The sequence below is a fragment of the Nostoc sp. DedQUE08 genome (assembly GCF_034530895.1).
Lineage (GTDB): Bacteria > Cyanobacteriota > Cyanobacteriia > Cyanobacteriales > Nostocaceae > Nostoc.
The window spans coordinates 33,122-44,376 of sequence record NZ_JAVRCD010000064.1 but is presented as its reverse complement, the minus strand read 5'-3'; the positions used below and the strand labels follow the sequence as shown (position 1 = coordinate 44,376).

At 38.9% G+C, this 11,255-nt stretch carries 11 protein-coding genes; 6 read left to right on the top strand and 5 right to left on the bottom strand.

Features of this window, described 5'->3' with window-relative positions; genetic code table 11:
- Positions 1 to 517: 517 nt before the first annotated feature.
- Entirely contained in the window at positions 518 to 895 is a 378-nt protein-coding gene (locus RMY64_RS30340; RefSeq protein WP_322701938.1) for a hypothetical protein, read from the top strand.
- Positions 896 to 1,496: 601 nt separating this feature from the next.
- Here RMY64_RS30340 and vapC read toward each other — a convergent pair.
- Both vapC and RMY64_RS30330 read right to left on the bottom strand, forming a co-directional pair.
- Positions 1,497 to 1,904, bottom strand: a complete 408-nt coding sequence (gene vapC / locus RMY64_RS30335; protein ID WP_322675332.1) for a type II toxin-antitoxin system tRNA(fMet)-specific endonuclease VapC — start codon at positions 1,902 to 1,904, stop codon at positions 1,497 to 1,499.
- The gene (locus RMY64_RS30330) at positions 1,901 to 2,134 is read right to left on the bottom strand and encodes a hypothetical protein (RefSeq protein WP_322675333.1); all 234 of its coding nucleotides are present in this window, start codon (positions 2,132 to 2,134) and stop codon (positions 1,901 to 1,903) included. Before RMY64_RS30330 ends, vapC begins: the two co-directional genes overlap by 4 nt.
- An 89-nt stretch (positions 2,135 to 2,223) precedes the next feature.
- Between RMY64_RS30330 and RMY64_RS30325 the strand changes: the two genes are divergently transcribed.
- The 3 genes from RMY64_RS30325 to RMY64_RS30315 are packed head-to-tail and all read left to right on the top strand — an operon-like array spanning position 2,224 to position 5,249.
- On the top strand, positions 2,224 to 3,771 hold the full coding sequence (locus RMY64_RS30325; protein WP_322675334.1) for an FAD-binding oxidoreductase: 1,548 nt from the start codon (positions 2,224 to 2,226) through the stop codon (positions 3,769 to 3,771).
- A 23-nt stretch (positions 3,772 to 3,794) separates the two neighbouring features.
- Positions 3,795 to 4,499 (top strand): actin-binding WH2 domain-containing protein, encoded by a 705-nt coding sequence (locus tag RMY64_RS30320; protein ID WP_322675335.1) that lies wholly within the window; start codon positions 3,795 to 3,797, stop codon positions 4,497 to 4,499.
- A gap of 42 nt (positions 4,500 to 4,541) precedes the next feature.
- A complete protein-coding gene (locus RMY64_RS30315) occupies positions 4,542 to 5,249 on the top strand; it encodes an actin-binding WH2 domain-containing protein (protein WP_322675336.1) in 708 nt (235 codons plus the stop codon).
- Positions 5,250 to 5,433: 184 nt separating this feature from the next.
- Here the strand turns inward: RMY64_RS30315 and RMY64_RS30310 are convergent, their stop codons facing one another.
- Complete coding sequence (locus RMY64_RS30310) at positions 5,434 to 5,856, bottom strand: lysozyme inhibitor LprI family protein (RefSeq protein WP_322675337.1); 423 nt, start codon at positions 5,854 to 5,856, stop codon at positions 5,434 to 5,436.
- Positions 5,857 to 6,619: 763 nt separating this feature from the next.
- Here RMY64_RS30310 and crtR point away from each other — a divergent pair.
- Entirely contained in the window at positions 6,620 to 7,681 is a 1,062-nt protein-coding gene (crtR, locus tag RMY64_RS30305; protein ID WP_322701937.1) for a beta-carotene hydroxylase, read from the top strand.
- 144 nt (positions 7,682 to 7,825) lie between these two features.
- On the opposite strand, the gene RMY64_RS30300 is transcribed toward crtR, so the two are convergent.
- Together RMY64_RS30300 and RMY64_RS30295 are read right to left on the bottom strand one after the other, a co-directional pair.
- A complete protein-coding gene (locus tag RMY64_RS30300) occupies positions 7,826 to 8,752 on the bottom strand; it encodes a phosphodiester glycosidase family protein (RefSeq protein WP_322701936.1) in 927 nt (308 codons plus the stop codon).
- An 85-nt stretch (positions 8,753 to 8,837) separates the two neighbouring features.
- The gene (locus tag RMY64_RS30295) at positions 8,838 to 10,091 is read right to left on the bottom strand and encodes a DUF4912 domain-containing protein (protein WP_322691303.1); all 1,254 of its coding nucleotides are present in this window, start codon (positions 10,089 to 10,091) and stop codon (positions 8,838 to 8,840) included.
- A gap of 636 nt (positions 10,092 to 10,727) precedes the next feature.
- On the opposite strand from RMY64_RS30295, the gene RMY64_RS30290 reads away from it, so the two are divergent.
- Positions 10,728 to 10,928, top strand: coding sequence for a hypothetical protein (locus RMY64_RS30290; RefSeq protein ID WP_322675341.1), 201 nt, complete (start codon positions 10,728 to 10,730; stop codon positions 10,926 to 10,928).
- The last annotated feature ends 327 nt before the right edge of the window (positions 10,929 to 11,255 follow it).

The following is an 11,255-nucleotide window of genomic DNA, read 5'->3' as shown; positions in this document are numbered from 1 at the left end:
ATAATTTCAGTTATTTACTACTTGCTTATGTCGGAAAGTGACAGAAGAGGGATAAAACCAGGGAGAGGTCTTAAAATCCCTAAGCCGTTAGTAGTTCGTAATTAAGAGTTTTAATTACGATTTACCTGGCCACGATCGCATCTACTTTCTTCATTCTCAGGTAGTTTTGGAATGTAGAGTCGAATTTTTCCAAAATGTCTTTAACTGAAGAAATTCTTTCCCAATTACCAGGCGATGTTTTAAAAGGATTGCGCCAAGGCGATCGCATCCTTACATCTGCGAAAACTCCGCACCCACACCACAATTAGTTAAAGAAAATTAACAGTCTTTAGGCGTCCAAGAATAATTAATCAAAGATTGAAATTACCTATTGTGGTAAATTCAATACCATGATTAATTTGTATTGTGCATAAGTCTTATATCAATATTTATGCAAAGGTGTCTTGATTACATGAATCTAATGAACTTTAAAATCCAAGGCTTTTTTACAACGTTAATAATTGGTACTGTGTCAGCATTGACCATTTCAGACGCTATCTCTCAAAAGGTGAACGCCGAACCTGCGCCTTCTTGTAATAATGCAACCATAACAGGTAGCTATGGATTTAAAGCGACTGGGACGATCATAGGATCGCCTATAGCTAGCGTTGGTTTAGTTAAGGTTGATGGAAGGGGAAATTTTCAATCAATAGGTGGTGCTAGCGTTGACGGTACTGTACGTACAAACGAAACAGGCTCAGGAACCTATAGTGTTAAACAAGATTGTACGGTGCAGATAGTAACCTCAGATGGTAGTACTTATAGCGGTGTCATTGTTGATGGTGGCAAGGAAATCGTTTTTATCGCAACCGTTCCAGGTACAGTAGTTGTTGAGACTTGGAAAAAAGTGAACTGATTTACTCCATCTGTCCCAACACTTGGAAATGAATAGACATCTCCAGAAATTAAATATGTGTTATCTAGAATCATTGTAGAGACGTAGCAATGCTACGTCTCTACATTCTTTTTCACTACTATGTCTAATAAATTATTGCCTGCGATTTTTAAGTTATCGTGAGTTCGACGAACCTCTCCCTGCCTTGAACTAAAGTTGAAGTCTGTCTCTCTCAGAGGTTGTTTTAAAAGTGTTTTGTTGTGATTTTAGGCACGTTTAGATCCCCCCTAACCCCCCTTAAAAAGGGGGGAAATGGAATCAAAGTCCCCCTTTTTAAGGGGGATTTAGGGGGATCTAGAACTTTTCGATACCAACAAGAGGACTTTTAAAACATCCTCTCCGACTGCAAACAATAAATCTCCTGCATCACAATATTTCTCATTAGGTAGAACTAAATCTGAATAAAACCAATTATTGCCTCCATTGAGGTTTTGAATTCTAGTAATGGGTGTGCCAGCAGTCAATAGTTCATGTCTTAGGTAAGCTCTACCATTGATTAGCCTTACGCAGTGGCCTAGAGTTGTTTTTATCCATACCTTTGGTAAATTTCTTACAATGCTGGTCAACTCTTTTCCTCCCAATCTTGAATCTGCAACCCATTCACCCGACCAAATTCTTTTGTATTATGCGTAACCACTATCAAATTATTCGCCATTGCAATAGCTGCAATCTGCACATCATAAGGGCCAATCGGCGTACCACTAGCTGCTAACTCAGCCCGAATTCTCCCTGCTATCCTTGCGGCTTCTGGGTCTAAAGGTAGAATAATAAACTGACTAAAAAAACGTTGCAATATTTCTAAATTTCTCTTTTGTTGGGCACTACGATAAGCACCATAGTACAGTTCTAATTGGGTTATTGTAGAAACTAAAATATCTTCTGGTTGTTGGGATGTCAGTTGAGTTGTTACCGCAGGACTACTATTATTTATTAAGCGGATACAGACATTAGAATCGAGCAGATAAATCAAAATAGCGGCTCCCTAGTTTCGTATTCTCCCTGTTCTGCCCGTTCTAGCGGTTTTCCTACCCAACCACCAATTACTTCTTCAAAAAACCCAGGCATCCAGCCCCGTTGTTCTGGTGTAACTCTTTGAATTGTTACCGTAACTTCAATTTCTGTATCTGGCATTTCTACTGGGATATCTAAATGTAAAATACCATCTTTACCCACATGCGACCGGATTTTTATACTATCCATCGTATTTTTATCCTAATAAAAGAAATAATATCGCATCTACTTTCTTCATTCTCAGGTAGTTTTGGAATGTAGAGTCGAATTTTTCCAAAATGTCTTTAACTGAAGAAATTCTTTCCCAATTACCCGGCGATGTTTTAAAAGGATTGCGCCAAGGCGATCGCATCTTAACATCTGTGCGCGAAAACTCCGCACCAGTACCAACCTTAGTTAAAGAAAGTCAACAGCCTTTAGGCGTTGTAGACTTCGATGTGCTAATCTGCGGTGGCACTTTAGGCATTTTAATTGGTTGCGCCTTGGCGGTGAAGGGGTTGCGGGTGGCGTTGCTGGAACGGGGTATTTTGCGGGGGAGAGAACAAGAATGGAATATTTCTCGCAAAGAATTAGATGTGTTTGTGGAATTAAACTTGCTAACAGAGGATGAATTAGCAAGTGCGATCGCCACTCAATATAACCCAGCACGAGTTAGTTTTGCTGGCGGTACAGAAGTTTGGGTAGAGGATGTCTTGAATATCGGCGTAGATCCAGTTTATCTACTAGCTACCTTGAAAACCCGATTTCTCGCCGCTGGTGGAAAGTTATTAGAAAACACACCTTTTAGCGAAGCGATGGTTCATCCCGACGGGGTGATGGTAAATAACCAATTCAAAACTCGCTTATTAATCGACGCGATGGGACATTTTTCACCCATCACCCAACAAGCACGCCAAGGCAAAAAACCAGACGCACTGTGCTTGGTTGTCGGAAGTTGCGCTCAAGGTTTTCCAGAAAATAACTCAGGCGATTTATTATTATCATTTACATCTTTGCAAAATCAATGCCAGTACTTCTGGGAAGCCTTTCCAGCCAGGGATGGCAGAACCACTTACTTATTTACCTACATGGATGCAGAACCTCAACGTTTGAGTTTAGAAGCTTTATTTGAGGAATATCTGCGTCTGTTACCAGAATATCAGGGAGTGGAGTTAAACAAACTGAAATTTCAACGGGCACTATTTGGTTTCTTTCCTACCTATCGCCAAAGTCCGCTAAAAACCCCTTGGAATCGCATTCTCCCAGCCGGAGATAGCAGTGGTAGTCAATCTCCCTTGAGTTTTGGAGGTTTTGGGGCAATGGTGCGTCACCTCAAGCGTTTAACTTATGGCATTGACGAAGCGCTAGAAACAGAACAATTATCTGCAAAAGCGTTAACACTGCTGCAACCTTATCAGCCAAGTTTGACTGTTACCTGGTTGTTTCAAAGGGCGATGAGTGTTGGTGTAAATCAGAAAATTGCCCCAGATCAAATTAACCAATTACTCTCAGCAGTATTTGAGGAAATGCAACAGTTGGGTACGCCAGTGTTAAAACCATTTTTACAAGATATAGTGCAATTTTCGGCACTAACGCAAACACTGTTAAAAACTGGTTTATATCATCCTGGAATAGTTGTCAAGATAATTCCGCAAGTAGGTTTGGCAAGTTTGTTAGATTGGATGTTACATTACAGTAATTTAGGTGTATACACTGCCTTGCTTTCACTAAGTCCAATGCTAGAAACATGGATTAAGAATCAACCGAACGAACAACAATATTATTGGCATCGTTTGATTGATGCTTGTAAGTATGGTTCTGGCGGTGATTACTCAGATGAAACTTAGAATAATATCGGTGTGAGGATAACATGATAGAACGTAAATCTTCAGGAATAAAATACTTTGCAGTGCTGATTGGATTCTTGCGCGATCGCCAAGGTTTTCTAGAGGAAATTCGTCAAGGTACGAGATTACCAAATAAAATCATTTCGCTGCTAGTTTGCAGTTCCTTATTTATCGCTGCTTATGGTGGAATCATTGGTGCATACCATAGCTGGATGCAAGCTTTATCTTCTGCCATTAAACTCCCAGCCCTTTATTTAATCACACTTTTGATTTGCATCCCGACGTTGTTCTTTGCCAACATTATTTTTGGTTCCAAACGGAGTTTTGCCCAGCATTTAGCATTAGTCTTAACTGCGGTTTCAGTCACCAGCGTACTTTTATTTAGCTTTGCTCCAATCACGTTGTTTTTCTTAATTACCACCAATAATTACCAATTTTTAATTTTGTTAAATGTCTTTATCTTTGCCATCACTGGATTTATTGGTATTTCATCTTTATATCAAGCTACGAGTTTAGTTTTAGAACAAGATGATGAAGGTAGTAAAACCCGCCAGAAAATTTTGCAATTTTGGCTATTTCTTTACGCTTTTGTAGGCAGTCAGTTAGGATGGACTCTCAGACCGTTTTTTGGCACACCTGGTTCTGTTTTTGAACTATTTCGCGAAAGAGAGGGTAATTTCTATTTAAGCGTGATTAAATCTCTTAGCTATCTCTTTGGATTCCGTTAATTAATCGTTAGCAATTCCCCAAAATATACAAAATAAAAAAATATGCTGAAAAAGCAAAATCGCGGAATTCAACAATTTGGAGTTTTAGTTAATTTACTGCGCGATCGCCAGTCATTCTTAGAAGAAATTCGTCAGGGAATCAGATTACAAAATAAAATCAGTTCTCTGTTCGTAACTAGTTCTATATTTTTTGCCCTTTATGGAGCAATTATCGGTGCATCCCACAGTTGGGGACAGGCATTATCGGGTGCTATTAAGCTTCCGGTATTCTATTTAATCACACTGATTATTTGTTTCCCAACTTTGTTCTTTTTTAATGTTTTGTTTGGTTCTCGGAGCAGTATTTTACAGCATTTCGTTGTATTACTCACATCTGTGTCAGTGATTAGCGTACTTTTATTTAGCTTGGCACCCGTTACGCTATTTTTTCTTATAACGACACCCGATTCTTATCAATTTTTTAAACTGCTGAATGTGTTCATTTTTGGTATTACAGGTATATTTGGCGTTAAATTCCTGTATGAAGGAATGCAATTACTTTCTCAACAAGATGAAGTTGGTAAAAAAACCCGCACCACTATTTTAAGATCCTGGTTATTGCTTTACGCCTTTGTTGGTATGCAATTAGGATGGTTTCTCAGACCGTTTTTTGGTGCGCCTGACTCTAAATTTGAATTGTTTCGCGCAGTGAAAGGCAACTTTTATTTGGATATTGTAGCGGCGATTTCCGAAATTTTAGGTTTGCGTTAATCTCAGAAAAAGATAATTAGTCTAGTTTCCAGTGACAACTAATAGTTAATAAAAACCTAACTTGATCAAATTTTCCTCATTCCCAGGCAGCTGCCTGGGAATGCATTCATTGAGTCAGAGACTCAATAAACCTCTTACACAAATGCAAATTTCAAAGTCCCTCTCCCAAGCTTGGGAGAGGGATTTAGGGTGAGGGCTTTAAATATTCTTGTAATTGTTGAGTACGCAGTTTTGTAGTATCTTCCAAACAACCAAAATAAATGGTAGAGGCAATACTTCCACCCTCATAACTGCTTCTTTCAAACTCACAATTGGTATCTCGAAACTTGATCCATGCTAGTTGTGCCGCAATCAATTTTTGTTTTCTAGGCCTTTCTAATGAAGATATCACTTGTTGATAAACCTGATTCAGTTTTTTATCTGCATTCTGATAAGACAACTTCGTACATTCATTAATTGCTGCTTGAGTTTGAGGATTATTGCAGTTGAGCTTTTGAACTAAGCGCATTTCAGATAAATCAGGCGTTGTGCCTGCTATTGTCATGGCGAGGGGATTTAAACTGCTGAAAGTTAGTATGCTGGACAAAACTAGTAATAATTGACGCATAGCAAAATCTTTGTTCTTAAATAATATAGAAATTTGAGCTTTTTGGTGGTCTCGAACTCAGAATCAGAGTAGAAAGTGGTATGCTCCACAAAGAAGTGTCATGGTTTGCACGAAGCTTTCCCTATTTTGCCTACCAGTAAACTCCAGCGATGGAGTTTTGGTTAAAAGAAGAAGACAGCAACTGCATGAAATCGAAAGAAGATAAGCGATCGCTAGTATATATACTTATTGCATCATCCAGAGCAAGGGATGAAATTTTTATTTAAGCAAATAAAATATATATTTTTGTTAGAAGTATGATCTTTGTGTCTAAAATATTTTTATTATACGCCAAATACCGATAAAACTCTTGCATCGATCGTTAAAATAACTGTATTCTTTATATTGTTGAAAATTGCTTTTCACAAAAGCAATAACAAAGCACAATTTCAGCACATCGCAAAAAACATTGACTGGGCAAATCGATAAATGTCGATATCAAACCAAAATCTATGTATGCTGTTGTTGCTGGCATTATTGAGTAACAGGAGCAACTCTCAAAATGAAAAATTAAATATTTTGTTTATGCGTGTAGTGTAGCAAGGAATTCAAAAATTCTTACTATTCCCTATCTCTTACAGTCCATACCTAATTTGAATAGAGAAGAGTATTGGCTAAATTTTCAATCTTTTCATCTCTTTAATCGGGGCAAGAAATCTATTCTGTGCTGGCTGAGTTTGGGATTTCAAACTTATTTTATCAACGAATCAAGACCAGGAAAATTATGACCTCTTTAGATCCTAATTTTTTTGACATCCCGGACAAAAGCCTAATCATCATCGACCCAGCCGTTGATGACTATAAAAAGCTAAATGGCAACAACTTGGAAGTCATCTTTAAAGACGTAGTAGATCCAGAAGTAATAACAGTAACTTCAAAAGCAGAAAAACTACTGAAAGCTCCACCAAAGGAATTGTTAGCGCCTCCTGGTGATTTCAATCCTACATTACTACTGTTTTTTGCATCTGTGACAGTACTGGTGTCATCTCATTGCGGTTACTGGCTTTGGCAATGGCCAGACTGGCTGTGTTTTGTTTCTAACACTATTGCTTTGCATTGTGCTGGAACAGTAATTCATGATGCTTGTCACCAATCTGCTCACCGCAATCGAGTCATTAATGCCATACTAGGTCATGGTAGCGCCCTGATGCTAGGGTTCGTTTTTCCAGTGTTTACACGAGTACATTTGCAGCATCACGCTCATGTTAACCATCCCAAAAATGACCCAGATCATTTTGTTTCTACGGGTGGCCCGCTGTGGATGATTGCATTTCGATTCTTGTCCCATGAGGTGTTTTTCTTTCGACGGCGACTGTGGCGCAAATATGAGCTATGGGAATGGTTAATTAGCCGCTTAATTGTTGTTGCAATTTTTTATATCTCAGTTCAATATCATTTTTTAATGTACGTTCTCAATTTTTGGGTTGTACCTTCTGGTATAGTGGGATTAATACTGGGCTTATTTTTTGATTATTTGCCTCATCGTCCCTTTGTTGAACGCGATCGCTGGAAAAATGCTCGTGTATACCCTAGCCCAATTCTTAACATCCTGATTTTAGGTCAGAACTACCATTTAATTCATCATTTATGGACTTGTATTCCCTGGTACAAGTATCAGTCTACATACTATCTGATGAAGCCTTTGTTAGATGAAAAAGGCTGTTATCAAACTTCGGGGTTGCTACAAAAGAAAGACTTTTTAGAGTTTATTTACGATATCTTTGTAGGAATTCGTTTTTCTCATCAAAAAAGTAAAAATCATGATGAATCACAAAGTCGTAAATAAGCATTAACTCGTGAATTAGTCATTAGCTATTGGTCAATAACCAATATCTCGTTCCCAGTCTCCGACTGGGAACGAGGAAAAAGGCTTTTCATCCAGTCCCCAGTCCCCAGCCCCCAGTCCCCAGTCCCTTGCTATATAACTATTTTATTTTTTATAAATCAAAAAAACTGAACCAATCGGCCCAAGATTTTCTACATAAGTTTTCTGGTTGTAATACAATCCTGGAGACATACCTCCATCAAATAAAATCCCTTCTTGTATCTTACCTAAACAGTTATTGCTAGCAATAGCTTCTAAGACATTATCAAACATATCTGGCAGTAATTCTTGATTAAGTTGCGATAATTCAATCTCAGAATTAGCTTTCAAGTCATTAACTAATAAGATTACATAGCCTTGATTCGTGATAGCTGCTAAAGAGCGATTAGTTGCATTTTTACAAGCAAATTCTCCCAAATCTTGACAAATATCTTTAAATTTACCCTGACGATAGAATCTGCCATTACCGCCCACTAAATTGTAATTGAGAATATCGTTCGTTCTTCTGCCAGCTTGAATAGTAGCCTGTCGCTGCTGGGGTGTACCTCCTGATATGCCAAAGGAAGAACGTTTATTTTTAAATGCTCCTGAATACTCTACGCCACGAGAAATATTTAAGCCTTGGGGTTTATCATCAGTATCTATATAGTCGGCATTAATTGCAGCAATGGGTAGCTGTCCGTTTAACTTGGCATTTTCATCAGCGATAAGTTCACGAAACTGTTTTGCTACATATTCTTTACGCAGTTTACCTCTACTATCTTTGGCGTAAAGTTTATGAGATAGACCAACATTAACTTTGAAATCTAATTCTGCTGATTTGGGATTAAAAATAATCACATTGTTAATACCTTTAGGATTTTTTTTACCTTGATTATTGGTTTTAAAAAAATCAATACTGAACTTGGCATCTTTGCCAGGGCAAGTTTTAGACGCTTTTGGAACTAAATTCGCTTCCATCTTTTGACAACCTGATAATAAGCTTGCACTGATTATCAAAATAAATAACAAAAATAATTTGTTTGTAAACATAATAATACAAAAAAAACCGCTACAGAATTACTATAGCGGGGAATAATTTAAAATTTCAGTTTGGAGTCAATCTCAGAACCAAAACTTAAGAGAACCATTCTAAGACAGCTTCTTCTTTGGTGTTGGTATTCCGAGATGGTGTCTCACGATTAAATTTCATCTGAATCGATCGGGTTTGCTCACCATCAGCAGCTACAGCCAAAATTGGGTAGTCAATTAAACCATCCTGGAAGGACATCTGGAAGCGGAATGTTCCATCTGGATTCAGCTTAATTGGACGGCCACCAATAGTTACAGTAGCATCGGGTTCAGTTGCACCGTAGACTATCAACTCAGCATCGGCAATTAACCAGAACTGGCGCGGACGCACTGGTACGGCGGAAGCCGAGAAGCCAACACCTGACATTCCTGCACCGGAAGCGGTTAAACCAGACACGGTGGGAGTTGCCCACAGACCCACACCTGATGGGAAAATGTAGGAGCTAATAGCTTGTTCGGGACGCGCTGCACCTTGCTGGGAGCCGAAGATAGAACCAGCAACCCGTTGTGCTTCGGCAGATTCCGCTAAACCAAATATTTCGTCGTAGATGGGGTTGCCGTTACCATTTACAACAACATTGCCATTGGCGGTAGCTGCAACTTTCTTGGCAGGAGGAACTAGTTCGTACTGAGTTTTGCCACGTAAATCTTCTTCAAAATTTACAGTCACGAAGACATCCTCAATCCAGTCAGAAGGATAGACAGGAGGAATGTGTACTTTACTAGAACGAGCTAGTACTAACCAGCGACCATCAGCAGCACGATAGCCGATATCGATCGTATAATCGCGATCGCTAACTGGAACTGGTAGATACCATTCTCTAGCTAGTTCATCAGCAGGATATTCTTGAATGCTATGTGGGCTTTGGTATTCGATATCGATGTCGGTGACATCATAAATCCGTAGTGCCAGTTGTTGTCCGCCTTGCCGACGCAGTTCCTCTTTGTGTTCATTGGGAACATCCCAGTAAGTGTAAGCCCATTGAGGATCGCGCGGTAAAAGTACAATCCGGCTTTCACCATAGCCAGAAGGCAAATCTGCCAGTCCTTCATCAACATCAGCTAAAGATCCACCAGTACGATCTTCCTGACCTAATTCAAACTTTGCAGCTTCCACGGTTTCTTGTGCCTCCAATGAACGAGATGGACTGAGTAAGTTTTTGCTACGCTGGACTTCTTGTATTGATGTCAGCAGTTGTGATTTACGCATTCGGCTATAGCGAGAGATACTATATTCGCTAGCAACTTTGCGTAGTTGGCGTAAGGTCATCTCCTCTAGTGGCGGGCGTTCTTTTGCCATTAATTTGGCCTCCAGTAGTTTAAGCGGTAAATGATTTCCCCTGGTTAAAGAATGCTATGTAAAATCTCATCCATTCCAGATGAATTTCTTATTCCTGACTCCTGGTTTTGCCCAGTTTTTAAGTTTTTTAATCTGTTTTTAAATTGAGCCAACATCCTTTCAATTCCTCATAATGCTGAAATTAGCATTTCTTTGGGATCGGAGGATTTCTGTTTGTTAAGTCTATATTAACCACTAAGCATATCTAGGGATCAAGGGGTCAGAAGTAGGTTTTTTGACTGTTTCACGAATTTATCAGCCCTTCTGGGATCTTATTGTCATGAAATTATGACAATTACAGCTACCTATGGACAGAATGTCATGAAATATTGACATTGCTTTCTGAGTTAGCCAAAAACCCCAATTCTTGAAGAAGAATTCAGAAGTCAGAATTTATGAGCAAAGCCAAAGACGCTGCACTATCAACTCTTTGGTTCAAAATAGCCAACTGATTTCTGGTGACTAACGCCTTTATTCAGTTTCGTTAAGCGATCGCCTTTACCCACTGCTATGTAAAATTAAGTCCCAAGATAGTGTGTAGCCCACCATAGAAGAACTTAAGCTTGGCATATAAGTTTAGGGTTTAAGGAAATAGTTATGAATAAGGAAACAGTTCCTAGTCAAGCTGAAAAGTCTAATCCAGAAGGCGATCCATCAGAATTAAGTCCAGAGGTACTAGACAAAATCAAACACCCTGCAAGAATAGATGATGTTATTCGAGAGCAATCACCACAAGAACGTAGAAGTAACCCAGCTTTAGTACCAGAAATGATTGACGATCCATCTGATAATGATTGATTGGGTTTGCAAAACAGTAATCGAAAAGCTCAGATTCGCTACTTTGTAGAGAAGTAGCGAATCTTGTTAGTAATGTGTTGTTATTCAAGATTATGTAGTTATTCTCGATTATTTTTACCCCACCCTAACCCTCCCCTTATAAAGGGGAGGGAACCGGATTTTCTTGTTTCCCCCCTTTATAAGCTACCGTGTATACACAAGTCGAGTTGGCAATCAAATCAACAAAAAACAACAGAAAATTTTTTTTAAAATCTTTGATTTTCCGTTAGGACTCTATCAATAAGCTGACACTATTGATAATCAGTTCGCTTAACTCAAAACCTTGCC

What these genes read in the sequence shown, in the direction of transcription:
- RMY64_RS30330 (WP_322675333.1), bottom strand. Translation starts at nt 2,134, where the DNA reads ATGGATAGTATAAAAATCCGGTCGCATGTGGGTAAAGATGGTATTTTA.
- RMY64_RS30325 (WP_322675334.1), top strand. Translation starts at nt 2,224, where the DNA reads ATGTCTTTAACTGAAGAAATTCTTTCCCAATTACCCGGCGATGTTTTA.
- RMY64_RS30320 (WP_322675335.1), top strand. Translation starts at nt 3,795, where the DNA reads ATGATAGAACGTAAATCTTCAGGAATAAAATACTTTGCAGTGCTGATT.
- RMY64_RS30315 (WP_322675336.1), top strand. Translation starts at nt 4,542, where the DNA reads ATGCTGAAAAAGCAAAATCGCGGAATTCAACAATTTGGAGTTTTAGTT.
- RMY64_RS30310 (WP_322675337.1), bottom strand. Translation starts at nt 5,856, where the DNA reads ATGCGTCAATTATTACTAGTTTTGTCCAGCATACTAACTTTCAGCAGT.
- crtR (WP_322701937.1), top strand. Translation starts at nt 6,620, where the DNA reads ATGACCTCTTTAGATCCTAATTTTTTTGACATCCCGGACAAAAGCCTA.
- RMY64_RS30300 (WP_322701936.1), bottom strand. Translation starts at nt 8,752, where the DNA reads ATGTTTACAAACAAATTATTTTTGTTATTTATTTTGATAATCAGTGCA.
- RMY64_RS30295 (WP_322691303.1), bottom strand. Translation starts at nt 10,091, where the DNA reads ATGGCAAAAGAACGCCCGCCACTAGAGGAGATGACCTTACGCCAACTA.
- RMY64_RS30290 (WP_322675341.1), top strand. Translation starts at nt 10,728, where the DNA reads ATGAATAAGGAAACAGTTCCTAGTCAAGCTGAAAAGTCTAATCCAGAA.